Source organism: Bradyrhizobium sp. USDA 4452 (assembly GCF_054063575.1).
On record NZ_JBSSGK010000001.1, the window covers coordinates 1,035,138 to 1,060,293 of the forward strand.

The 25,156-nt window shown below is 62.3% G+C and carries 20 protein-coding genes; 7 read left to right on the forward strand and 13 right to left on the reverse strand.

Going from position 1 to position 25,156, the window contains the following annotated elements; genetic code table 11:
* Positions 1-16 precede the first annotated feature (16 nt).
* Both ACVISU_RS05250 and ACVISU_RS05255 read right to left on the reverse strand, forming a co-directional pair.
* Positions 17-1,123 (reverse strand): cupin domain-containing protein, encoded by a 1,107-nt coding sequence (locus tag ACVISU_RS05250; RefSeq protein WP_456706221.1) that lies wholly within the window; start codon positions 1,121-1,123, stop codon positions 17-19.
* Positions 1,124-1,355: 232 nt separating this feature from the next.
* Entirely contained in the window at positions 1,356-2,384 is a 1,029-nt protein-coding gene (locus ACVISU_RS05255) for a carbon-nitrogen hydrolase family protein (protein ID WP_456706222.1), read from the reverse strand.
* A gap of 116 nt (positions 2,385-2,500) precedes the next feature.
* Between ACVISU_RS05255 and ACVISU_RS05260 the strand changes: the two genes are divergently transcribed.
* From ACVISU_RS05260 to ACVISU_RS05275, 4 genes are read left to right on the forward strand one after another with little or no spacing between them, the layout of a single operon-like run.
* Complete coding sequence (locus ACVISU_RS05260; RefSeq protein WP_456706223.1) at positions 2,501-4,660, forward strand: thiamine pyrophosphate-dependent enzyme; 2,160 nt, start codon at positions 2,501-2,503, stop codon at positions 4,658-4,660.
* Positions 4,657-6,222, forward strand: coding sequence for an indolepyruvate oxidoreductase subunit beta family protein (locus ACVISU_RS05265; protein ID WP_456706224.1), 1,566 nt, complete (start codon positions 4,657-4,659; stop codon positions 6,220-6,222). Before ACVISU_RS05260 ends, ACVISU_RS05265 begins: the two co-directional genes overlap by 4 nt.
* Positions 6,222-6,716: a MarR family winged helix-turn-helix transcriptional regulator gene (locus ACVISU_RS05270; protein WP_456706225.1), complete on the forward strand. Its 495-nt coding sequence runs from the start codon at positions 6,222-6,224 to the stop codon at positions 6,714-6,716. Before ACVISU_RS05265 ends, ACVISU_RS05270 begins: the two co-directional genes overlap by 1 nt.
* The gene (locus ACVISU_RS05275) at positions 6,716-7,198 is read left to right on the forward strand and encodes a MarR family winged helix-turn-helix transcriptional regulator (RefSeq protein WP_050400233.1); all 483 of its coding nucleotides are present in this window, start codon (positions 6,716-6,718) and stop codon (positions 7,196-7,198) included. The genes ACVISU_RS05270 and ACVISU_RS05275 overlap by 1 nt, the downstream gene beginning before the upstream one ends.
* Positions 7,199-7,207: 9 nt before the next feature.
* Here the strand turns inward: ACVISU_RS05275 and ACVISU_RS05280 are convergent, their stop codons facing one another.
* From ACVISU_RS05280 to ACVISU_RS05300, 5 genes are read right to left on the reverse strand one after another with little or no spacing between them, the layout of a single operon-like run.
* A complete protein-coding gene (locus ACVISU_RS05280; RefSeq protein WP_050400232.1) occupies positions 7,208-7,936 on the reverse strand; it encodes an SDR family NAD(P)-dependent oxidoreductase in 729 nt (242 codons plus the stop codon).
* 2 nt (positions 7,937-7,938) lie between these two features.
* A complete protein-coding gene (locus ACVISU_RS05285) occupies positions 7,939-9,555 on the reverse strand; it encodes an ATP-dependent acyl-CoA ligase (RefSeq protein WP_456706226.1) in 1,617 nt (538 codons plus the stop codon).
* 7 nt (positions 9,556-9,562) lie between these two features.
* Positions 9,563-10,039: an aromatic-ring-hydroxylating dioxygenase subunit beta gene (locus ACVISU_RS05290; RefSeq protein WP_456706227.1), complete on the reverse strand. Its 477-nt coding sequence runs from the start codon at positions 10,037-10,039 to the stop codon at positions 9,563-9,565.
* Positions 10,036-11,376 (reverse strand): Rieske 2Fe-2S domain-containing protein, encoded by a 1,341-nt coding sequence (locus ACVISU_RS05295; protein WP_456706228.1) that lies wholly within the window; start codon positions 11,374-11,376, stop codon positions 10,036-10,038. Before ACVISU_RS05295 ends, ACVISU_RS05290 begins: the two co-directional genes overlap by 4 nt.
* An 18-nt stretch (positions 11,377-11,394) precedes the next feature.
* A complete protein-coding gene (locus ACVISU_RS05300; protein WP_456706229.1) occupies positions 11,395-12,345 on the reverse strand; it encodes a PDR/VanB family oxidoreductase in 951 nt (316 codons plus the stop codon).
* A 294-nt stretch (positions 12,346-12,639) separates the two neighbouring features.
* On the opposite strand from ACVISU_RS05300, the gene ACVISU_RS05305 reads away from it, so the two are divergent.
* A complete protein-coding gene (locus ACVISU_RS05305; RefSeq protein WP_050400224.1) occupies positions 12,640-12,873 on the forward strand; it encodes a hypothetical protein in 234 nt (77 codons plus the stop codon).
* A gap of 78 nt (positions 12,874-12,951) precedes the next feature.
* Here ACVISU_RS05305 and ACVISU_RS05310 read toward each other — a convergent pair whose 3' ends face one another.
* From ACVISU_RS05310 to ACVISU_RS05330, 5 genes are all read right to left on the reverse strand, one after another.
* Positions 12,952-14,139, reverse strand: coding sequence for an acyl-CoA dehydrogenase family protein (locus tag ACVISU_RS05310; protein WP_456706230.1), 1,188 nt, complete (start codon positions 14,137-14,139; stop codon positions 12,952-12,954).
* Positions 14,140-14,203: 64 nt separating this feature from the next.
* On the reverse strand, positions 14,204-16,180 hold the full coding sequence (locus tag ACVISU_RS05315; RefSeq protein ID WP_456706231.1) for a non-ribosomal peptide synthetase: 1,977 nt from the start codon (positions 16,178-16,180) through the stop codon (positions 14,204-14,206).
* 40 nt (positions 16,181-16,220) lie between these two features.
* Complete coding sequence (locus ACVISU_RS05320) at positions 16,221-17,222, reverse strand: thioesterase domain-containing protein (protein WP_050400221.1); 1,002 nt, start codon at positions 17,220-17,222, stop codon at positions 16,221-16,223.
* Between the two features lie 150 nt (positions 17,223-17,372).
* A complete protein-coding gene (locus ACVISU_RS05325; protein WP_456706232.1) occupies positions 17,373-18,212 on the reverse strand; it encodes a 4'-phosphopantetheinyl transferase family protein in 840 nt (279 codons plus the stop codon).
* A gap of 296 nt (positions 18,213-18,508) precedes the next feature.
* Complete coding sequence (locus tag ACVISU_RS05330; protein WP_456710759.1) at positions 18,509-19,162, reverse strand: LuxR C-terminal-related transcriptional regulator; 654 nt, start codon at positions 19,160-19,162, stop codon at positions 18,509-18,511.
* A 469-nt stretch (positions 19,163-19,631) separates the two neighbouring features.
* On the opposite strand from ACVISU_RS05330, the gene ACVISU_RS05335 reads away from it, so the two are divergent.
* Entirely contained in the window at positions 19,632-20,552 is a 921-nt protein-coding gene (locus ACVISU_RS05335; RefSeq protein ID WP_050400218.1) for a LuxR C-terminal-related transcriptional regulator, read from the forward strand.
* Positions 20,553-20,774: 222 nt separating this feature from the next.
* Complete coding sequence (gene galE, locus ACVISU_RS05340) at positions 20,775-21,785, forward strand: UDP-glucose 4-epimerase GalE (protein WP_050400217.1); 1,011 nt, start codon at positions 20,775-20,777, stop codon at positions 21,783-21,785.
* A gap of 1,196 nt (positions 21,786-22,981) precedes the next feature.
* On the opposite strand, the gene ACVISU_RS05345 is transcribed toward galE, so the two are convergent.
* Positions 22,982-24,199, reverse strand: a complete 1,218-nt coding sequence (locus ACVISU_RS05345; protein ID WP_456706233.1) for a heparin lyase I family protein — start codon at positions 24,197-24,199, stop codon at positions 22,982-22,984.
* Positions 24,200-25,156: the final 957 nt, after the last annotated feature.

Here is a 25,156-nt window from a genome sequence, read left to right on the forward strand (position 1 = left end):
GTTCTGCGAAATAATGTCAGGCCGCGACCGGCTGATGGCCGGCATTGTCGCCATAGGCTTCTTCCCGGTAGAGGCCGAGCCCTTCGATGACGGGGAGATCGTTGAAGCAAAACAGGCAGGCGTCTTCACTTTCGGACGCGTTGCCGTGCTCATGCCAGGCCCAGGAGGGAACGCAGAAGATGTCGCGCTCCCGCCATTCGAACCGCTTGCCGCCGATCACGGAATAGCCGTGTCCTTTGGCGACCTGGTAGACGAAGCTTCCGGTGTGGCGGTGCGATTTGGTCCTCTCGCCCGGCCGCAGCAGCTGCATGCTCGCGCCGATGGTCTGCATCACATGGCCGCCGGTGACCGGATTGACATAGTTCATCAGGATGCCGTCATAGGGCGATCCGTCGGTGGCGGCGGCATATTTCTGCAGGGATTGATAGGTCGGCTCCCACTCATATTTGAACATCGGCGAATAGCCGTTCGACCATCGCGAATCCGCCGGCCGCAGACCGGGATTGCCCCAGGTCCTGGTCATGTCGTCGACGGGATAGCCGGAATCCTCCTGCTGTATTTTCGGGTGCACGACGAAGAAATTGGCCTCCAGCGCGTTGACCAGCGGAATGTCGAGCCCGTCCTGCCAGATGCACACCGAGCCGTCTGCCTCGACGCCATGCTCGTGCCAGGTGCCGTTCGGCGTCAGCACGAAATCACGCGCGCTGAGCGTCATCTTGTGGCCGTCGACGATGGTATAGGCGCCCTCGCCTTCCATGATGAAGCGGAGCGCCGAGGCCGAGTGCGCGTGGGCGGAGGCCACTTCGCCCGGGTGCATCACCTGCAAACCCGAATAGAGCCAGCCGACCGCGGCCGACACGTCGCGGCGACCGGGATTGCTGAGATAGATTACCCGCCGTCCCGCCTTCTCCGGCGAAACCAGCTCCACCGAGCGCAGCACGTGCTCACGCAGATCGCTGTAGCGCCAGAGCACGGGGATGGACGCCGACTGCGGCTGCCACGGCTCGATCTTGTTGGCGACCGTCCACAGCGCGCCGGCCTCGAGTTTCTCGAGATCCTTGTAATAGGCCTTGAGCACCGGGGTATCCTCGACATTGGCCCGGCCGATGACGTTCTCGCCCATCCTGTCCTCCAAGTCTTATCTCATGACGTCCTATCTCGTGACGTCCAGTCTCATGCAGTCCTGTCGGCACACTCACCAATGTCGTCCTGGCGAAAGCCAGGACCCATAACCACCACATTCACTGCGAAAGGGATCGTGGCCCCGGATCGCCCGACGATGACCATTCGGGGTAATGGGTCCTGGCTTTCGCCAGGACGACGGTGAGGAGGGGTCGTTGGATCGACACGTCCATTCATTTCGTCCTGCCCGGAATTGACATGAAGCTCGCCTGCGCCGCGGCATCGGTCGCCGGACGTTCGCCTTCCGCAAGGCCGAGCGGTGCCTGCGGCCGGCGATTGACCCGCAGATCGAAGATGTCGAACCGGTTGTAGTGCCCAACGATGTCGTGCATCTGCTTCGGCTGGATGCAGCGCTCGAGATCGATATCGGCATAGACGATGCCTTCATCGTCGATCAGCGGCGCACCGACGACACGGCCGTCCGGACCGATCACGCCGGAGAATGCGCTCGACTTGCGCTGCAGGCGCGCCCGCGCATCGGGCACGACGGTCTCCATTGCCGCAATGATCTCTTCCGAGACGGTCGAGCAGGAGACGATCGTAAAAACCTTTCCTTCGAAGGAATGGGCGATGGCACGCAACTTGATCGCCTCCGCCATGTCGTAATCCGGTGGTGCGACGGGCAGCGAGATATAGCTTGCGACATGAACCAGCTCGCCCTGCCCGAGCAGCGCGAAGCGCGCGAGCGTGTTGGTGTTCTCGCCGCAGGCGAGCCCGCCGAGACGCCCGATCTCGGTATCATAGACGCGCAGGCTCGAGCCGTCGCCGCCGGTCCAGGTCAGCTTCTCTGCCCAGGTCGGCACCAGCTTGCGGTGCTTGCCGAGCAGCGTTCCGTCCGGGCCGATGAAGACCAGCGTGTTGTAGATTGCGCCGAGCGACACCGGACTGCGCTCATTGACGCCGAGGACGACGTAGCACCCGCTATCGCGCGCCGCCTTGCGGACGACGTCGATCTCAGGGCCCGGCACCAGCACCGACGCCTTGACGAGCTTTTCGAACCAGGCGCTTCCGGTGACGGGATCGGTGATCCAGTTCCAATAGGGATAGCCGGGCACGAAGGCTTCGGGGAACGCGACCAGCCGTGCACCGTTCGCCGCGGCCTCACGCACCAGTGAGGCAGCCTTGTCGACGGTCGCGGTAGCGTCGAGAAAGACAGGAGAAGCCTGGACGGCGGCGGCTCGAAAGCGCGGCAGCTTCAGCATTGGCCCTACCCTGTCGCCGGCTCATAATCGTCGCCTGGAGCAAAGCCCATGGCGGGCACAGCGTTTGACTTACTTTACATGTAAACGTATGCTATAGCATATTTCTGGAGGGTGCAATGGCTGAACGGTCTTTTGCTCGTGAGGTCGAGGATCTCCGGCTCGGCGACGGCGACACCTTCCGCGGCGAAGGCATCCTCGCCATCACCAAGGCACTTCTGCAATCCGGCGTCGCCTATGTCGGCGGCTATCAGGGCTCGCCGATCTCGCATTTGATGGACGTGCTGGCCGACGCCAAGGACGTGCTCGACGATCTCGGCGTCGTGTTCCAGAGTTCCGCCAATGAAGCGGCGGCGGCGGCGATGCTTTCGGCTTCGGTGATGTATCCGCTGCGCGGCGCGGTGGCGTGGAAGTCGACCGTCGGCACCAACGTTGCCTCCGACGCGTTGGCCAATCTTGCCTCTGGCGGCGTCACCGGCGGCACCATGATCATCGTCGGCGAGGATTACGGCGAAGGCTCCTCGATCATGCAGGAGCGCACCCATGCCTTTGCGATGAAATCGCAGATCTGGCTGCTCGATCCGCGCCCCGATCATGAATGCATCGTCAATCTGATCGAGAAGGGCTTTGAGCTCTCGGAGGTCTCCAACACCCCTGTGATGCTGGAGGTGCGCGTCCGCGCCTGCCACATGCACGGCAGCTTTGCCTGCAAGGACAATGTCAGGCCCGCCCACACCATCAAGGACGCCCTGAACAATCCGAAGCGCGACGTCGGCCGCATCGTGCTGCCGCCGGCGGCCTACGAGCATGAGCAGGAGAAGATCAGGACGCGGATGCCTGCAGCGATCAACTTCGTCCGCGACAACAGGCTGAATGAATGGATGGGGCCGAAGCAGGGCAAGGTCGGCATCATCATGCAGGGCGGGATGTACAACAATGTCATCCGCGCGCTGCAATATCTCGGACTGTCGGATGCCTACGGCAACACGCAGGTTCCGCTTTACGTCATGAACGTCACCTACCCCGTGATCGACACCGAGGTCGCCGAATTCTGCCTCGACAAGGACGCCGTCCTGATCGTCGAGGAAGGCCAACCGGAATATCTGGAGCAGGCGATCAACACCGTGCTGCGCCGCAGGGATATCCAGGCGCGTGTCCACGGCAAGGACGTGCTGCCGATGGGCGGCGACTACACCGCGCAGGTGCTGCTCGGTGGCGTCAGAGAATTCATCGAGAAGACCGAGCCGCGGCTGCTCGGCAACCGGCCGCCGGCGCCGGATGCCAGCCCCGTGCTCGGCCATCCCGAGGTCGAGAAGCTGAAACACGTCGTGCCGGCGCGGCCGCCCGGGCTCTGCACCGGCTGTCCGGAGCGGCCGATCTTCGCCGCCATGAAGCTGGTCGAGAGCGAACTCGGCGAGCATCACGTCTCCGCTGATATCGGCTGTCACCTGTTTTCGATCCTGCCGCCCTTCAACATCGGCGCCACGACCATGGGCTTTGGCCTCGGCCCGGCCTCGACCTCGGCCTTCAACGTCAAGGCCGACAAGCGCTCGATCGCCGTGATGGGTGACGGCGGCTTCTGGCACAACGGGCTGACCAGCGGCATCGGCAACGCGGTGTTTAACAAGCATGACGGCGTGTTCGTCATCGTCGACAATTACTACACCTCGGCGACCGGCGGTCAGGACATCCTGTCGTCGCGCGCGATCAGCAAGCGGCGCAACACCAACAACTCGATCGTGCAGGCCGTGAAGGGCATCGGCGGGCAATGGGTCCGGCAGATCGACCGCACCTACGATGTCGGCCGGATGCGCGACACGCTGAAGGAGGCGCTGACGACCAAGGAGCAAGGCCCCAAGGTCATCGTCGCGTCCTCCGAATGCATGCTGAACAAGCAACGCCGGGTGAAGCCGCAGATCAGCAAGGCGATCAGGGACGGCGTACGGACGGTAAAGGAGCGCTTCGGCGTCGACGAGGACGTCTGCACCGGCGACCACGCCTGCATCCGCCTCTCCGGCTGCCCGTCGCTCTCTGTCAAGCAGCTCGACGATCCCTTGCGCGATGATCCCGTTGCGGCGATCGACAATTCCTGCGTCGGCTGCGGCAATTGCGGCGAGGTCGCGGATGCAGCCGTGCTGTGTCCCTCGTTCTATCGCGCCGATGTGATTCACAATCCGACCGGCTGGGACAAGTTCAAATCAAAGGTCGCAATGGCCGTGATCGGCTGGCTGCAGCGGCGGCGCGATCGCCGCCGTCCGGCGCTTGAGGCTCTGGCATGAGAGACGAAACGGTCAAACTGGCGCTGCCCGCCGCAGGTGATGCGACCGAGCGGCCGATCTCGATCGCGATCGTCGCGATGGGTGGCCAGGGCGGCGGCGTCCTCACCGACTGGATCGTCCAGCTCGCCGAGAACCATGGCTGGGTCGCGCAATCGACGTCGGTGCCCGGCGTCGCCCAGCGCACCGGCGCCACGATCTACTACATCGAGGCGATGCCGCCGCTCGACGGCCGCAAGCCGATCCTGTCGCTGATGCCGACGCCGGGCGACGTCGACGTGGTGATGGCGGCGGAATTCATGGAAGCCGGCCGCTCGATCCTGCGCGGCCTGGTGACGCCGGACCGCACCACGCTGATCGCATCCAATCACCGGACATTCGCGATCGGCGAGAAGATCGCACCGGGCAACGGCATCGCCGACCAGGGCGCGGTGACCGGCGCCATCGGGGTCGCCGCCAAGACCGAGATCATCTTCGACATGAACGCGCTGGCGATCGCCAACGGCAGCGTGATCTCGGCCGCGATGTTCGGCGCGCTCGCAGGCGCCGGCGTGCTGAGTTTTGGCCGCGAGAGCTATCTCGACGTGATCCGCGCCGGCGACAAGGGCGCACAGGCCAGCGTCCGCGCGTTCGAGGCTGCGTTCGACCGCGTGCAGTCGAAATCCCCGGAGCCGACGCCGCCTTTGAAATCGAAGGCGCCCGACACCGCCCCCGCTCCGGCTGCGCTGGATCCCCATCTTGCCGGCCTCGCCGCCCGGCTGACGCGGGAGTTGCCCGCGGCCGTGCAGCCCATGGGCCGCGCCGGGCTGAAGAAGGTCGTCGATTTCCAGGACGTCGCCTATGGCGGCGAATATCTCGATATCCTCGGCAAGCTTCACGCTGCCGATCGCAGCGCCGGCGGCGCCGAGCGCAACTTTGCCTTCAGCGAGACCGCCGCAAAATATCTCGCCAACGCCATGACCTATGACGACGTCATCCGCGTTGCCGACCTCAAGACCAGATCGGGCCGCCGCGCGCGGATCGAAGGCGAGCTCGAACTATCCGAGGGTCAGGTGCTCCAGACCACCGAGTTCATGCATCCCCGCATGGAAGAGGTGATGGGCATGCTCCCGGTGGGCCTTGGCCGCTGGCTTGAAGCCAGGCCGCGCCTGCTCGGCTGGCTCGATCGCCGAGTCAACAAGGGACGCCGGATCCGGACCTACTCGCTGCCCTGGTTCCTCGCGCTCTATGCCGTCGGCGGACTTCGCGGCATGCGCCGCCGCTCGCTGCGTCACGCCATCGAGACGGCGCATCGCGACGAATGGCTCACGGCCGCGACCGAGGCCGTCCGAAACAACTATCAGTTGGGCGTCGAGATCCTGCAGTGCCGACGCCTCGTCAAAGGCTATTCCGACACCCACAGCCGCGGCCTGTCGAAATTCGACAGGACGCTGGCCGCGATCAAGCTGGTCGCGCCGCGCGAGGATGCCGCCGACTGGGCGCGCCGGCTGAGGGAAGCCGCGCTGAAGGATGCCGCCGGCAACGAGCTCGACGGCGTGATCCGGACCATCAAGAGTTTTGCGTGATGCCGGCAGCACTCAAGGAGAGCACCGCCCCCGCATACGGCCAGATTGAAACCCGGCTGTGGCTGCAACTGCTGTCGCTGCATGGCGAGCTGTTTGCGTCGCTGAATTCGATGCTGAGCTCGGAATTCGGGTTGTCGCTGGCCAAGTTCGACGTGCTGGCGCAGCTCGACCGCTACCGGGAGGGCCTCGCGCTCGGACAGTTGTCGCAGAATTTGAAAGTGTCCGGCGGCAACGTCTCAGGCCTGGTGCAGCGCCTGCTGGTCGACGACCTGATCAGCAAGGAGATGTCGAGCGAGGACCGCCGGTCGTTCATCGTGCGCCTGACGCCGAAAGGCGAAGCCCTGTTCAGGAAGGCGGCTGAGGTGCACAAGCGGCATCTCAGCGAACGGCTCGAAAGTATTCCCGCCCGGGAGCTGGAGACCGCACTGTCAGTGCTGCGGTCCCTCGCTTCGAAACTCGGCAGCGAAAGCAAGAAGCAGGGTCGCAAGACATAATGGCCAAAGACTCCAGGAGCAGATGGAAATCCGGTCCACCGCGGACACGGGACCAGCTGCAAAGCTACATCCCCTATCTTTTCAACCGGCTCGCCAATCGCTGGAACCTGGATCAGAACCGCGATCTCAGCGAGCACAACATCAACAACGTCGTGTTCCGGACGCTTTCGGTGCTGTTCATCTACAAGACCCTGACCGTCAACGAGATCGCCGTTCTGGCCGTCACCGAGCAGTCGACCGCGAGCCGCATGATCGAGTCGATGGTGTCATCGGGCCTCGTCAAGCGCGAGATCGCAGAAGAAGACCAGCGTCGCCGCGTCGTCGGACTGACCGCGGAGGGTGAGGCGCTGCTGCGCAAGATCTGGCCGATCATGGAAAAAAATTACGACCGGCTGACGGTGGGCATCGATCCCGACGAGATCGAGGTGTGCGCCCGGGTGCTGGCCAAGATGGTCGAGAACATCCGCCAGAACCAGATCTGATCGCCGCGATCAGGGACTGAGGCCGGCCAGGCTGGTGCCGCCGCAGACGTAGAGTACCTGCCCGGTCACGAAGTCCGAGCGCTCGTCGAGGAAGAAGCGGATCGCGTGCGCGACGTCCTCACGCGAGCCGAGCCGCCCGACCGGAACGTTGCGCGCCATCTTCTCCTGCTGCTCGGAGCCCTTCGGGACGATGCCCCAGAAATTGTCGGTCAGGATCGGACCCGGTGCGACCACGTTGACCGTGATCCCGCTCGACGCCAGCTCCAGCGCCCATGTCCGCGCCATGCCGTGCACGCCGGCCTTGGTCGCGGAATAGGCCGAGCGCGTGGCCGCGCCCATCGCGGCGCGCGAGCTCACGAACACGATCCGCCCGAACCGTCGCGACCGCATCCCTTCCATCGCGGCCTGGGTCAGCAGCATCGGCGCGCCGAGATGCAGCTGCGCCAGCGTCAGGATGTCTTCCGGCTTCGCATCGGCCAAGAGGTTCGGCAGGATGATTCCGGCATTGTGCACGAGGCGATCGATCGCATGGTCGCGGCAGATCTCCTCGGCAATGGCCCGCGTCTCCGCGATGTCGGTCAAATCGGCGCGATAGGCGGTGAGCAGCTCGTTGGTCCAGTCTGGCTTCTCCAGGCCGACCGAGATAACCCGCTGTCCCTCGCCGACGAGCTGCTTCGCCAACGCCTCGCCGATGCCGGAATTGCCGCCGGTGATGAGTGTGGTGCGGGTCTGGCTCATGATCACTCCTGCCGCCGCTTGAGGTCGCGCAGATCGAAGAAGGCGCCGTCGCGCATTAGTCTCGCGACGAAATCCTTCAATCCGCCGCGCTGGATCTTCTCGGTCGCGGTCAGCGGAAGCCGATCGACGAACGCGATCCAGCCCGGCGCCTTGTAATAGGCCATCTGCTCGAGGCTCCAGCGCACGATGTCCTCGGCGAGCGCGCGGTCCGCGCCCGGCTGCTCGGCGATGATGACCGCCGCGACCTCGTCGCCGCGCACCTGATCGGGCGTCGCTGCGACCGCGGCCTGGCGGATCGCGCCATGGCGGTTGAGCACGGACTCGACCTCGACCGCGGCGATGTTCTCGCCGGAGCGCCGGATCACGTTCTTCTTGCGATCGACGAAATGCAGATCGCCATCGGCATCGCGCGACACGATGTCGCCGGTATGCAGCCAGCCGTCCTTCCAGGCTTCGGCGGTGGCCTCCGGGTTCTTCAGGTATTCCCTGAAGAAGCCGAAACGGGGATCATCCCCCGCGTGCCGCACCAACAGCTCGCCCGGCATTCCCGCCGCCGCATCGCGGCCGTCGTCGCCGACGATCCGGACCTCGACCTCCGGCGCCGGACGGCCGAAACAGCTGGTGCCGACCTTGCGCGGCTCGGCATTGGCGGCGATCACGCCGCCGCTTCCGGTCTCGGTCATCGCCCAGGCCTCGAGCAGCGGGAAGCCGAAGCGCTCCTCGAACGGCGCATGCAGCAGCCTGTCGACGCCGGCGCCGAAGCCGAACCGCACGCTGTGCGCACGATCATCATTGGTCGGCGGCGCGCTCATCAGCATCGAAGGCATGACGCCGAGATAATGCAGGCAGGTCGCGCGGCTGTCGCGCACCGATTGCCACCAGCTGCGCGGATGGAAGCGATCGAGCATCGTCAGGCTGCCGCCGACCGTCAGCATCGCCATCAGCGACACCGCCATCGCATTCATGTGGAACAAAGGCAGCGGCGTGATCATACGCACGCTATCACCGCGGAGATCGATCAAGCCGCCGACGTCGCGATACCAGTCTCCAGAATACAGGAAATAGGTGTTGGTCAGCACGCAGCCCTTGGGCTGGCCCGTCGTCCCCGACGTATAGAGCAGCGCGCATTCGCTCGCACCGTCGCCGGCGTTCGCCGGCCGCGCGCCGCCGAACGGGGCCGGGATCTCGCCGCCGTCGGTCGCGACCGGAATCGGCCGGCCCGCCTGGCGCGCCGCCGTCTCGACCTCGTCGCGCCGCCTGGCGAGCACGAAGGCAGCATTCATCTCGGAATGCGCGATGATGTATTCGAGCTCGCTGACCCGCAGATCCGGGTTGATCGGCACCACCGACACACCGAGCGCGTTCAGCGCGAACCACAGCTCGACGAAGAGCGGCCGGCTCTGCAGCAGCAGCCCGACCCGATGGCCTTCACCGTAACCGCGGCTCGCGAACGCCGCGCGCCAGCGCTCGACCCGCTCCAGCATCACGCGATACGAGATCTCCCCGGCCGCGATGCCGTAGATCTCGGCCGTCTCGGGCAGCACGTTGAGGAAGCCGGCCTCGCCGCGGTCGAGGGCGGTCTCGCGGAAGCGGGCGTAGACGGTGGTCGCTGCGGTCAAGGCGCACTCACATGAAAAGCTGGATATTGCCGAACGGCGCGTCGAAATTCACGAGATCAATGCGCTTGAGCCTGATCTTGAGGTCATCGCCGACCCGGACCAGATCGTGCGTCGCCCATCCCGAAAAGCGTTCTAGCGTGTCGCCGCGCGTCTCGGTGTAGATGTAGGAGGTCTTTGCCCTGAAGATGCCGGCCGCCGGATCGCAGGCCAGGATCTGCGGCGCCTGGAGCAGGTGATGGCAGCGGCTCTTCGGCTTCTGGCTGAAGGTGCGCTCGCCGGCCAGCCGCTCGATCCGTACCTTCATCAACAGCAGATCCTCGTACATCAGCGACGGCTGCAGCACCGGGTCCTGCTGCTGCCACTCCAGCGGCATCCAGTAACGCCCTTCGGGGTGGAACAAATCGAGCCACGCCTGCCACTGCATCGTGTCCAGCAGGTCGGCTTCCCGATAGATGAAATCGGTGATCGTCTTCTCGGTGATCATTCCGCGGCCTCGCCGGGCTGGTCCATATCCATGGTCATGAATTTGGCCCAGGCATGGAACTGGTTCCGCATCTGGCGCTCCGACGTGCCGTTGATGACGGCGGTGACGTCGGGCTCCTCGTCGCTCTCGTAGAGCCGGCGCAGATTGACCCACTGATTGCCGTTCGTCTTCAGCCCTTCCTGGGCCCGCTCATACATTTCGAGATCGTCGTGCCCGACGATCGAGGTCGGTGCGTTGATGAAGCGATTATACATCAGCGCACGCTCGTAGAGCTTGTCGGGCGCGCCGACCAGCCGATAGACCCAGCTCTCCACCAGCGTCCTGTCCACCGCGATCGGGATGAAATTGCGCAGGATCTGCACCGCGCCCTTGACCATGATGTTCGGGAAATAGACCGTGTTGTGCCGAACCTCGCCCAGAATCTCGTGCGCCCGCTTCTCGCCACAGGCTGCGATCATCTGGTCGAGATAGCCCTCGACGTCCGAATAGTTCGAATGGATCGAATTGGCGACGCCGGTATGGCCATGACCGTTGGGCCAGATCCGGATGCCGCTCTGCTCGTAGAACTCGTACGGGCTCATGAAGGGGCCATAGAGCTGCACCGCCATCGGCGTCTCCTTGGAGTCGCCCTGTTCGCGTTGCCAGACCTTGATGGCGGTGCCGGCCGAGCTCTCATGCGCCACCATGGGATGGCAGGTGTCGGTCTGGTTCTCGACCAGCATCTTCCAGTTGCAGGTGTGCATGTAGCGAATCGGCGCGGCCATGACGGCGAGCTTCCCTTCCGGCGAGCGGTCGACCATGTTGTCGATGGTCGAGAGGCTTTCGCCAAAATAGTCCTCGAAGCCGATGCCGTTTTCGCTTAGGCGCGCGAAGATGAAATCCCGATAGACCACGACATTCCTGATCCGCGACAGCCCGTCGTTCGCCTGGGTGTCGGTGAATCCGGTGCCCTCATAGCCCTTCTTCAAGGGGATCGCGAGCAGCGAGCCGTCGGTCTTGAACGACCAGGCATGATAGGGGCAGCGGAAGAACTTTCCGGTGTTGCCGCACGGTTCGGAGGCGATCTTGACGCCCTTGTGCGGACAGCGATTGTAGAACAGGTGGATCGAGCCGTCGGTATGGCGGCTTGCCACCACCGGCTGCCGGCCGACAGTCGCGGTGATGAAATCGCCGGGTTTCAACAACTGGCTGGCGTGCCCGACATAGATCCAGCTGTTGGGAAACAGATGCTCCATCTCGAGCTCGAAGATCTCAGGATCGACATAGACGTCGCGATGCACCTCGGCGTCGCGCACGAGCCCGCCGATCGCGCGGGCATCCTTTCCGTATCTCGCCATGGCGCCTCTTGCCTCCGCTCAGAGATCCAACACAAGCCGCTCCGACTTCGCACGCGACACGCAGATCTGCATGACCTTGTTGGACGCCTTCTCGTCGTCGCTGAGAATGACGTCCCGATGGTCGGGCACGCCCGCGATCACGCCGCACTGGCAGATGCCGCAATCGCCCCGCCGGCAATCATAGAGCACGTCGAGCCCCGCCGCTTCCAGCGCCTCGATGATGCTCTGGTCGGTCGCAACCGTGATGACCTGCCCGGTCGACTTGAGCTCGATCTCGAACGGCCGGTTCGCAGAGCTTGGCTGCTCCGCCTTGAACAGCTCGAAATGGATGCGGTCTGCCGGGATGCCCTTGGCGAGCGCCGCGGCCTTCACCGCGTCAATCATGCCGGCAGGCCCGCAGACATAGACGTGGGCACCTGCGGGCGCATCGCCGAGCGCAGCCGCGATATCGAGGCGGGACGCATCGCTGTCGTAGTGGACCGCCAGGCCCTCCGCATAGATCGCCTGCAGCTGCGGCAGGAAAGCCAGCAGCCCGGGCATGCGTCCGGCATAATGCAGGCGAAACCAGTTTCCTTGCGCCTTCAGCACCGCCGCCATCGATAGGATCGGCGTGACGCCGATGCCGCCGGCAAACAGCAACGCCGGCGCGGCACCCTCGTGAAGAGCGAAATTGTTGAGCGGCGCGGTCGTTCTGACGACGTCGCCGACCTGAAGGGCATGGATGAACTCTGAGCCGCCGGCTGACGTTTCCTCGCGCAGTACCCCGAGCGCCACAGTGCCTTCGGGCAGGTCCGGCAACGCCATCAGGGAATACGGCCGGTCCCCTCCGCCCGGCAGCAACACGCGAACATGCGCACCCGCTTGCCACTCCGGCACGGCACCGCCCTCCACGGCGAACACCACGCTGCGAATGACCGACGTCTCCGCAACGATCGACTGCACTTTGAGCTTGAGCGGATGCGCGTCCATTCGGGCATCTCATATTATATGAATTTGCATATTTTTATACATGTAATAATTACCTGTCAATCGCCGCTGTGGCGGCCGCGGATCCCGGTCCTGCCGTCGCGTCGCGCGGCTTGAAAGCGTGATCTGCGACCGACCGCTCAGAAGAACTACTTAGAAAGACCCTGGGGACACTTCGAACGGAAGCCGTATTTTCATCCCTTATCCGTGGACCCGGCCGCCGGCTCGCTCAGGTTGGCCGAGCCTTGTTTTCGCCACCTGGTTTTCGCACCTGGACCCAATCTCGGAGGTCGCCACATGACGCAAGGCCACGTCTGGTACGTCTCCTTCGTTGATCAACGCGATGCTCCACCCGACAGGCATGCGCGAAGGACTGCGACCTTCAAATCCGAGCAGGAAGCGAAGCAGTTCACCAGGACGCTGGCGCAGGACCAGAGAGTGAAGAGCCTTTCGGCCGGAACGATCAATCCGCACCAGCCAAAACGGATCGTCGGATCCAGAGAAATCGACCGGTGGCTCGGCGACATTTAGTACCGCCATCCCGCGGACGCCAATTGCGGTCAGTGCGAATGTTGCCGACCGGCGGTCGCTTCAGCTTCCGCAGCAAGCTCACGACATTGATGCGACCACGTCCAGCATCACCTCGGTCGCGCCACCGGCAATGGAGAGGATGCGGGCGTCGCGCGCCACACGCTCAATCGGGCTCTCCCGCATGACGCCCATGGCTCCGTGGAACTGGACGCACGCATACACCACCTCGTTGACGAGTTCGCCGCAGAGAGCCTTCAACATCGAGATCTCGCGCATGCAGTCGTCGTCCGCCGCCATGCGCCAGGCGGTAGCATAGAGAAGCGCGCGGCTTGCCTCCACCCTCGCAGCAAGCATCGCAAGACGCTGACGGATCGCCTGCAAGTCCCAAAGGACGCCTCCGAATGCGGGGCGCGTTTTCACGTAAGTGAGGGTCATATCGATCGCCGCCTCGGCCATCCCGATCGCCATGGCGGCGAGCACAAGGCGCTCGTTCTGCAAGTTGCGCATGATGGAGTAGAAGCCCTGCCCCTCCGCGCCGAGCACGTTCTCGGCAGGAATGCGGCAACCCTCGAAGACGAGCTCGGCCGTGTCGGAGGAGCGCCAGCCGAGCTTGTCCAGCTCGCGAGCCACGCTGAAGCCCGGCGTGCCCTTCTCGACGAGGAACATCGTGATCCCGTTGCTCCCTGCCGCAGCATCAGTCTTGGCCGCAACACAGTAGAGATCCGCACAGACGCCGTTGGTGATGTATAGTTTCGTACCATCGAGCACGTAGGAGTCGCCGTCTCGGCGCGCGCGCGTGCGAATGGCCTTCACGTCCGAGCCCGCATCCGGCTCCGTGATGGCGATCGCGGTGATCACCTCGCCGCTCACAATGCCCGGCATCCAGCGAGCGCGTTGGGATTTGGTGCCGTCGTGAAAGACATAGCTGGAAGCCATCTCGGCCTGGACCAGCATTGCGTCTGCGGCGCCGCCATAGGTGGAGCGCCCGAGTTCCTCTGCGAAGACCGTCGATGCGACGGTGTCCATCTCGGCACCGCCGTACTCGGCCGGATAGCGGATGCCGAAGAAGCCGAGTTCGCCCATGCGACGCAGGACCGGACGCGGGATGCCCCCCGCCTCCTCCCAGCGATCTGCACAGGGCTTGATTTCCTCCTCGACAAAGCGGCGGACCTGGTCCCGCAAGAGCTCATATTCCGCCGCTGCCCAAGGCAGCCCCGGTTCTTGCTGCGGTACCCAAGCTTTGTCCATCATCGTCGTCCGTTCCATGAGTCCAACTCAAGGTCCAGACCGGATCGGCGCCCTGAGCATCAATTGCGGCCCTTGCAATAGACTAGAGTTCGATTTCCTCTCGCGGTCCGCCCGAGGGTGAAGCAGCTCTGGAATCGGCCACCCAGCGCATCCCGTCGATCACTTCCGCCAGCTCGGCCACGGTCGGACGCTCGAACAGGTTGCGAAGCTGCACGTCGACGCCGAAGACCTTTCGCATGCGCGCCACCGCTCTCACGACCAGGAGCGACTCCCCACCGAGGTCGAAGAAGTTGTCGTGGCGTCCGATCGACTTGAGCTTGAGAAGACCGCACCACAGGGCGGCCAACGTCTTCTCGGTCTCCGTTGACGGGGCGGCGAACTCGTGTGCCGGCTGAATGCTGTCCGCCGTCGGCTCGGGAAGCGCCGCGCGGTCGATCTTGCCGTTGGACGTGAGCGGCATGCGTTCGAGGCAGACATAGTGCGTCGGAACCATGGACTCCAGGAGTTCTTCGGCAAGGTGGGCGCGCAGCTCCGCCACGGTCAGAGGTTTCGAGGCGACATAGTAGGCTACAAGTCGCGTGATTGCGCCATCTTCCGCATTCCCCACCGGAGTGGGAACGGCGACGACAGCGCATTCCTGAACGTGGGGCTGCTTGAGAAGCCGCGCTTCGATCTCGCCCAGTTCGATACGCGTGCCGCCGACCTTCACCTGATGATCGACGCGGCCGAGAAATTCCAGGCGCCCTTCCGAGCTCCAGCGGGCAAGATCGCCCGTCTTGTACAGCCGCAGCCTCGAAAAGCCATCTCGGGGATCCGTAACCGTGCGGAAGCGCTCTTCAGTCAGATCGGGGCGATTGAAATAACCTCTCGCGAGACCATCGCCTGCGATGAACATCTCACCGATGACGTTGCGGCCGGTCGGCTGATATTCCTTGCTGAGAACGTAAATTCCCGCATTGGCGGCCGGAACGCCGATCGGCACCGACGCTGATTGATCCCGGTCTGCGTCGAACCGATGAATCATGCAGCCCACTGTGGCTTCGGTTGGTCCGTACTCGTTATAGATCTCGACAGGATGAGGGATGGCTTTCGTGATGTCGCGCGCCAGCTCGGTCTTGAAGTCCTCGCCGCCCACGATGAACTTGCGCAATCTCGTGGCCTCGAGATCGCGGTCGCGGATCATCGCGAGATGCGCCGGCGTCAGCTTGATGATATCGACGGCATTGTCATCCACGACCTTGAGCACGACCATGTTGCTCAACCCGGGATCGCCAAGATAGACCACGATTCGGCCACCGGTAATGAGCGGCGCGAAGAGCGTTGTGACGGTGAGGTCGAAGGCGAGAGATGAGAAAAGCGGCCAAGCGAGAGGCTGGCCGGAACTGTACACACGCGCGGCCCACCAGATGTAGTTCACAAGGCTGCGGTGCTCGATCTCGACGCCCTTGGGAGTGCCGGTCGAGCCTGAGGTGAAGATGATATAGGCGATGCCTGCCGACGTCGCGGCGGACGGTCGGGCCGAGCCTGGCTGATCCAGGATCGAAGCGAAATCGGCGTCGAGCACGAAAATGTCGGCAAGGTCCGGAGAGACGACCGACTGCAGACGCGTTTGAGTGATGACCACCGGCGTTCGCCCGCCGGTTCCGCCGGAAATGTCTTTCAGGATCGTAGCAATGCGCCCTTTCGGCGTCGCCGCATCAATCGGCACATAGGCTGCGCCTGCTTTGAGGACGCCCAGGATCGCGACAACGACCTCGATGGAGTGTTCCATGAAGACAACGACGATCCGACCCGGCCCCGTGCCCTTTGAGCCCAGATGCGCGGCCATCTGGTTGGAGCGTTCGTCGAGTTGCCGATATGTCAGCATCGTATCGCCAAACCGGATCGCTTCAGCATCAGGACTGAGCATCGCTTGATCATGGAAAAGATCGACAATCGTCCTGTCCGATGGGTAGTGCGCCGACGTGGCGTTGTACTCGACGACCAGCGCCCGATGATCGGCATCTTGCAGCGCAGGAAGCGCCACACTTTCCGCTACGATAGGCAGGACTTCATTCATGAAATGCGCTCCCATCCGGCAAGCCAAAAATCAGATCACGTCAATCGTTGAGCTTCTGCGTTGCCTGGCGATAAAGCTCTGCGACGGCGGGTGCGTCAGGCTCTTTCAGCATGGAGACTTCGTCGCAGTCGTCGGGGCCGAAATAGAATTCGGCATCGGGCGCCACCAGCCGCCATCGATGAGGTGCCGCGCCCGATCGCAGCCAGGCCCTGTTCGGAAGGAAGATGCATACGCGGCCTGAGTACGGAGTGGGAATATACCGCCGAAATGCCGCCATCGCCGTGGATTTCAGCAGAGCTCTGCTGGCCAGCACCGGATCCGTCGCGGCAGGCTCCTTGCGCACGAGGCGCATGAAGGCGCGCTCGCGAAGGCGGCTGCCGAAATATCGAAGACGCGCGCCAAATGTCGGCAACTTCGCCGTCGATCTCCGGACCGATCGGATCGTCTCCCAGGCAGTGAAGTACAGCAGTCGCGGCAATTCCTGATGGGTGGCGGGGTGAAGGGGACCAAAGAGAGCGACGCACGGAATATCCGCTCCGCGCTTTGTGAGGGCTTTAGCCAGTTCGAATGCTGTTGGACCGCCGGAGCAGTAACCAGCGATGACATACGGACCGACCGGCTGATACTGCAGGATCTGGCGGGCGAAGTACTCGGCGATATCTTCGACGCGGTCCATCGGCTTGCTCAGCCCGTCGAAGCCGGGCGGTTGAAGCGCATAGAACGGCTGATCGCCGCCCAGATGCTTCGACAGGTCCGAGAATGAGGCGGGCGCTCCGACATGCCCGGGTACGGCGTAAATTGGCGTGCGTGTTCCGCGCGACTGCAAAGGAATGATGGCAGGCTGTTGCGTGGCCGTGGCGGTGGCCAGGTTCAGAAACGCGATGATCTCACCCTTCCGCCCCTGCAATTGATCGCGAAGCTCCGCCGTCATCGCGCCTGCCGGAGCGCTGCACCGCAACCGATCGCCCTCGACCCAGACCTTGATGTCCTTGACCGCGAGGTCTGCAAGCAGTTCCGAAAACTGCATCACGCGCGCTTGCATAGGCTATTCCCGTGTTCTCGACTGCGACCGCGAAGTGTCTCAAACAAGCGCGGTTTGGAATGAAATTGCATGCTTTCGAGCAAGTTGGCCAAGCTTCTCGCTATCCTCGATGAATGATTACATCGGGGAAACTGCAGTCCGGAGGACCATTCATTTCCGAACAACGACGCACCCGAGATACCCCGTTTTGGGTATGAAACTTCGGACACCCCAATCCTTGTCGTCCGAAGAACCGGGATGTCCCAAGCCGCATCCCAGCCCCTTGGAAATAGCCTCCAGCCGCGTCCAGCGCCGGAAGAAGCCTGCCAGCCGGTCGTCCGGACCGAGGGCCGCATAGGACTCGTAGTCGGAGGCGGAAAAACACAGCGCGGCGATCTCGTCCGCTTCGGGCACGGGGCGAATTGCCTCGATGTCCACGCCGACCTCCTGCCCGGTCGAGAGCGCGATGACCGCTACATCTTCGGATCGAGAGACGCTGAAGCGCAAATTGCGAGAAGGCATCCGGTGTGAGAGGTGGGGTTTTCCCAGCTGTCCATATTCCAGTTCGACATCGGACGGCGCGATCCCCAACCTGGAAGCGAGGACCTGGCGCAGCTGTCCGCGGCAAGCGATGAAGCGGCGGCGGTCCCGCTCCGACTTCAACCATTCAGCGCGCCTGCGTTCCGCTTCGCTGAGGAAGGCGTCCATCGCGCGAACGATATCGTGCCTCACTTCGAGCATGCATGCGAGAACCTCCAGGCGATCATCCCCGAGAACCGGCACGATGATCCCACCCGCAGGCTCAACTCCTCTATCAAGGAGGCCCGGAACGGGCGCTGCCGGCTCGACAAGAGTCTGACTGACGTCGAATTCGGCGGGCTGCAACCATCGAGGCCCCGAGCGGGCCAGGGCAGCATGAAAATTCTGGTTCGAAGCCGACGCGCCACGACCATCGGACCCGCCGGCACCGGAACGTCGGGTAAGGTAGAGCTCAGGCCAGTCAGGCGTCATACCTGAATTCCGATCGCAGGAGCGCTCGTGCGCACCGGAGCATTCCTTCTGGAGCGGCCGCTCCCGTTCACGCGAATTTTCTCCGATTGAACAATCACGCAAGCGCGAAAACAAGCAGCCTTGGTGGATATTTAGATGTATGGCTGACTACATCGAAAGGTACATCAAAAGACCTGTGCCCCATGACGTTCGTTCGCCTTGGCTTCCGGCCCAATTGTCGCGCTGACGGCGTTCGTGCGCTGTCGCACCCGAACGCCAGGTCGGTTGATATCCTGCCGAGTCAAAGAGCTCGCGCGTCAATCGGGAGGCAAGGCGCTTTGCCCCGCGTATGAGACCGCGAGCGTAGCAAGAGCCGTCCTGTTGCCGATCTCGAGCTTGCGAAAGATGTGGTGCAGATGAACCTTGATGGTGCCGTCAGTTACCCTCAAACGACGGCCAATCTCCTTGTTTGACAACCCCTCCGACACCAGACGCATGATCTGACGCTCCCGGTCCGTCAGTACGGCAAGATGCTTCTCTAAAATCGCGGACTGCCCAGAAGAGATCGCGACCTCGCTCGAAGGCGCAGGCAGCATCCTGTGGCCGTCCGCGACTTGCCGCAATGTCTGGAGAAGAGTTTCGGGCTCCTCGTCATTCAGGATGACGCCAAAGGCGCCCATTTCTGCCAACATGGTGAGGTCGCGATCCTCGACGGAGGTTGCGAGGAACACGAGCCGAACCGCAGGAGTCCGGGAATTTGCGATATCGAGCAATGCCTGCCCAAAAATGTCAGGCATCGACATGTCCAGAATGGCGATATCGGGCGCAAGAGCGCGAATTGCATTTAGGCAACTCGCACTATCGCTGCATCGAGCAGCGACCCCGAAATCACGTTCTGCTTCCAGCAGATAGTTCAGGCCCAATAAAACAACGGGATATCTGCTAGCAATAACTACGCGACTGAAATGCATTTCGGCCAATCCTCAGTTCCCACTTCAAATCGGCGCCCCCAATATCGATCCCCACGCTACTTCAATTTGGAGCATTCAACTAAAATTTTGGCATCGCGGCTAGGCCGAATTCCGCCGTTTTACAATCTTAGATTGCGCAGCGATATCGACGCCCCCCTAAGCGAGCGCTGTTCGACCGGTCTGCGGAGATCGCGCCCCGTGAAAATACGGACGTGATATTACGAGCGACATCCCAACGAATGTCTATAACCAACGGTATATAGGGATATTGGGGATTAGCATCTAATATTAGTAAATCTTTTGACGCATGCTCAGGGCTTTTTCGCCCCAAATTTCTGTCCAAGCGACCGGAATTTGAACAAGCAATTTTCAATGCGTCGCTCTGTTTTGGCTTGGCAAGCCATCCAAGAAACGAGTCGGATTCAACCGATGAGCCTGTTTCATTTTTTGTAGCGTCCAGGAGAGTTCCATGAGACGACAATATTCTTTTTCTATTGTGCTTGGTGGTGAAAACAGTCTTCGCAAAGAAGGTCTCGCCAGAATTCTAAATTCCGAAAATTTTCAAGTCTTTGCTTCAATTTCCGATGCAGACGATTTGCCTGGCAAGGCCAATGTCGGAAGCGATTCAGCCTGTCCGGCACTGTTCCTGGTTGTTCACAGTGGCGATGATTTCGCACCTACAATCGAGCAGATCGAGTGCTTCAAGCGCCGTCACGCGGATGGACGCATTGCTGTCGTCGCAGATCACTATCGACTGAGCGAGTTGACTGCTGCGATCCGAGCTGGCGTCACCGGCTATTTCATCGACGTGATGAACTGCGATGCGTTCATCAAGTCCATCGAGCTCGTCATGATGGGCGGAACGGTATTACCGACCGACTTCTTGACGTCCGCTCTTGAAATCGAAAAGCGCGACGCGGACGGTGTCCCTCCACGCCTCGATGATAGTCAAGCCACGGCGAACGGCGACAGCAGGCTCGCACAGCAGCTTTCGCCGCGAGAAATCTCCATTCTCCAGTGTCTGATCGAAGGCGATTCCAACAAGTGCATCGCACGCAAGATCGATATCGCGGAAGCTACGGTGAAGGTCCACATCAAGGCGATCCTCCGCAAGATTCGTGTTCAGAACAGAACACAGGCGGCGATCTGGGGGCTGAACCATCGACCTATAGCTCGGCCATCAAGCGCGACGGCCTACCCGGCCGCTGACGCAACCGAGCGCCTCCTCCCACCAAAGAGAGAACTTCCTAAAATCGCGAGGACAGGGCGGCCCGCGCCGCTCGGTTCAATTGACCATGCGGTCAATTACTTCGAAGTTCCTCTTACGAACGGCCACGCCCGCAAGGAAATCGGTTCGAAGGCCGAGGGAGCGATCCGACTGCGGAAATAGCCGAAATTGGTTCGGCCACCCGCCGGGGAAGCTTTCGACCGGATATCTCGAGCCGGAGTTCGTGCCACATCGATGGATGCGGCACCCATCGATGTGGCGATCGGCACCATTGGTGCCGGCCGCTTTGGTGTTGGCGCAAACGCCTGACGCGGGCGTTGCCAGGACAACCGCAAATGCCTGGTGATCGCGCGCGTGCAGGCGCGGAACGGAAATGGAATCAGAATGATCCTGTTGACCGGAGGCGCCGGCTATATCGGGTCACATATCGCAGTCGCCCTACTCGACTCCGGGCTAGATGTCGTTGCAGTCGACAATCTCTGCAACAGCAATCGCGCATCGCTCGAACGGGTGCAGGACATCTGCGAGCGATCGCTCGTATTCCGGCATATCGATATCTGCAACGAGGAGGCGGTCTACGAGGTCCTGCGCACCCACGGCGTGACCGCGGTCATTCACCTCGCCGGGCTCAAGGCGGTCGGCGAGTCCAACACTCAACCCATGACGTACTACCAGAACAACGTTGTTGGAACGATGCGGCTGGTGTCGGCGATGTCGCGTGCCGATGTGAAAACGCTGGTCTTCAGTTCCTCCGCAACGGTTTATGGTACGCCCGCATACCTGCCGCTGGACGAGAAGCACCCCGTCGGCCCAATCAATCCGTACGGTCGCACAAAGTATTTTGTCGAAGAGATTCTGAGGGATCTCCATGGGTCCGACAGCGATTGGCGGATCGCCATCCTGCGCTATTTCAATCCGGTCGGCGCCCACGAAAGCGGACTCATCGGAGAAGACCCGCTCGGCGTACCCAACAATCTGTTGCCACTCGTGGCGCAAGTCGCCATCGGGCGACGTCAGAAGCTGCACGTTTGGGGAAATGACTACGATACCCCGGATGGCACCGGCATCCGCGACTTCATTCATGTCGTCGATCTTGCATCCGGACATCTGAGCGCCTTGAGCGCGCTGAAACAACCCGGCGTTCTGACCATCAATCTCGGAACGGGAAGCGGCAGCAGCGTCCTGGAGGTGGTGAAAACATTCGAGACCGTGAGTGGCCGGCCAGTTCCTTACGTGATTGACCAACGCAGGAGCGGTGATGTCGCGATCTGCTACGCGGATCCGACGCTCGCAAAAAATCGGCTGGGCTGGACCTCAAGGCGATCACTCACACAGATGTGCACGGATCATTGGCGCTGGCAGATGCAGAACCCGAGTGGCTATCGCGGCAGCTAGACGGCAGCCTGCAAGAAGCGCCGATCCACTGCCGGCCACGATCCGAGCCGGCAGCTCGGCCGGATGTCGGTGGGACCGCCCTGACCTCCTCCAACCCCGGTACAGCGGGCCGGGAGGCCGTGCCTGGCGTTCGCCGGTTGGTCCCGCTGAGTGGCCCTCTGCGGCGTGCTGCCAGCTGCGGACAATTCGACCTCGCTCGAGGAAACGTCGTGGTCAGCCCCTGGACTGGCTTATCGTCCCCTTACGGAGGCAGCCGATGCCACGAACAATATCTCCGGGGAATTTGTCGGTCCGGCGACGAAGACGAGCCAGCGACCGCCGCAGGCGCGGCCATGCCATTTCCAGAATATTGTCGCCGACGAGCGCCACTTCATTGGCGCGACTTCCACGCCGCGAGACGCTGCCCCAGCCGCGGTCCGTGCCCCGACTTGCGATGACGTGCACGCTCTCCGCGTAAGCGACATCAGGCCGGCGTGCCTGGCGCAGCAGATCATGCACGCATCGAGGCCCAAATGCCTCATTTTGGATTCCGGCGTGTTTCGATGAGTTCGCAAACGACACTGCACGACCACGCTGCGCCGGTGAAGCGATTGATGACTATTGCAGTGCTGAGGCCTGAACTCGACACCGAGTAGACGCCGCCGCTCAGAAGCCCCGCGATTGCGATCGCGAGTGCGATGATAGCCAACCGGCCCACAGTCCTCTCCGGGGATGCTCCAAGTCAGCAGCGAGGTTTGACCGCTTTCGGGACGTTTTGCTGACCTAATATGCGGTACTCATTTTGGTAATCGAAGATCCGCACTGAAGGACGCCGAACAACGAGGCGGGCCGGCTCGGAAAGCGCTTCGCTTGCTGCGGGTCGCCGGACCGCTCGTGCCGGCACGAACACCGGTTCAGGCGCAGCTACCTTCGTGGCATTGCAGCGAACGGAATATTCGCGATCGACCGGATGGCTCGTAGCGCGAATGCGAAGAGAAGAGCGGGAACCACGTGGATCCCGAGGGGGCGTTCGCAGACCAATGCAACCCACTCTCGAACGTTCGAGCCGTCAGGATGGGCGGATCGACATCGTGAAGATCAATTGCTTCACGAGGACAACGTGACACAGGCCGACCATCGGGCCGGCCTGTGGTATCTACCCGAGGCGCCACGTAGGCGCGCCGGCGCAGACGAACCGCGCGCGGCCGAGCCGTCCTTTAGCTCTGGGGCTTGGTCAGGAACGAGTTCTGTGTCCACGCAGGGCCACTCATGGCCACGGCGATCATACCGCCATTGGCCCCACCCGAGCTGCCCGCCAGATACTGGTTCAGCAGCGCATAGCTGTTGCTCTGCTGAGACGCGGCGGCCGTGCCTTGGTCTCCCCACCAATTGGTCGTCTGCGGCGCTGCGCCTGCCAGCGTACCGGTGTCAAATCCGAAACGCGAAAAATCCATGCTTGGCAGGCTTGCAGCGCTTGCGCCGGTCACTGGCGCCGACCAACCGGACGCCGATGTCGGCGCCAGGCCCATCGCTCCCATGGCGCCCAGGACGCTGGGGTCGGTCGTTGTGGCAGCCGCCACCGGGCTCACCACTGCGGTCGCCGGCGACGTGGCGTCCGGCGTTACAGTCGGCGCGACAATGCCGGTTGGAGCTGTGGTCGCAGTTGAGGTAGTGGTTGGGTCGGTCGTGGGGCTCGTGGTCGGCTGCGTCGGCGCCGATGTCGCCGCCGATCCCGTCAACAGCGTCATGTTTCGGTAATCGACCGCAACGGTCTCCGGCGCCGTCGACCGATAGACCCCGTACTCCCAATTGGTGGCCTGCCCATAGCCCAAGGGGCCGCTGTAGTTCACGACCTGGGTCCCGTTGATCGAGACCTTCAAATACCCGCCACCGGTGTTCGAGACGTCGGCCTGTATTTGAATGTTGTTGTACACGCCCGTCTTGATCGGATTGGGATCAGTCCAGAGCGTGAGCATCTGCACATTGCCGGCCCCGTTGCTCGGATCCTGGCCCGGCTGGACATATCTGGCGACGACCTGCAGATGATCGCCGACAAGCTGGATCGCAAACGGCGGCGAGGTGCCGACGCCGCTCGCGTTATCATCATTGTGCATCTGGCCGACGATGAACCAGCCATCTGCCGTATTCGTAAATGACCCATTGGGGCCATTTGCCTCCACCATGAACTGATAGTTCAAGTTGATCGGAGTGCCGCCCGGAATGTTGCCCGCGCCTGAAACCTCGGAGCGGTCGACAGATGAGTCGTCGTACCAGGCATGATCACCCTGGTGGACCTCGAAGCGCAGAGTTTGCGGGTCAGGATTGGTCAGGCTGTAGCTCGTGCTCGCATCCTGCACGCCGTAGACGTCGCCCCCGATCGAAAACCTCGTCATCGGTGTGGAAGAAAATGATGTGATTGTCCCAGTCGTATCCAATTCAGACCTCCGTGGGTCGCAGAGATTCTTCTCTTTTGACGTTTACAAGGGAATTCCACTGCCGCGCAGCGCGAAGGCGCGCGACATACCACGCGCTCGCAACGCCTTGCGCCAGGAGCGGATTTCCAATGTATCGCGGTGACCGCCACACATTCCGTTGCAGTGGGATTGCCCCCCGACTGCTAGGCTCGATTGGTTAATCAGGGAGTATGGCGAAAAAAATGAGCTAGCATGGCGACAATGAGAAGCGCGGCTCAGGCCTGCCGTTAAGCTAAAATTCCCCGGATAACGCAGAAGCCCGAGCGTTTGGGCGTCGCGCCGATGACGTGAAACGTCGGCGTGGAATGACAATGTTTCGGCCGCGAGATATCGTGTCGCGGTTGCCTCGCCCTGCCTACCGGTCGGACACCAGCAGCGCATCGTCGCGTTAGCCGGGGCCGAAAATCATATACAGCAGCATCGTGCCCACAACGGCTGTCCAGCCGATCGAAGCGGCAACGGCCCACACCTGTATCGGCATTGGACGGTCCTTTGCAATTCAGTGAGCAAAACGAAGAGGCCGCTGGCGCTGGACAGCGACCTCTTGGACCCGATCTCAAATGAACGTCTTGGAAATAAAATCACCCGCCGAAGGTCCGCCGTCATTAGACGACGAATTGGCAACGACGTGAAGCCCAGCACGCCCGATACCCAGCGAAACTATTGGGACGTTGCGAGATCGACACACCATCTGCTCAAGCACCGCAGCCTGTCGGGGAGCGAATCTCGACTTCCTCATTGAGCCTTCAGCAAAATCTGCCCTTTCCCAGGCAATTCGCAATTTGTCCCATTTGGCGCCCTCTTCGCGCCCACTTGGCGCCGTCTTGACCTCCCAGAACTGCTTCCTCCGGAGAGCTTTTACGCACGGTTAAAGCTTCGAATCGTAAATTCCGGGTGGGGACCTGTCGAGGAAAAGCG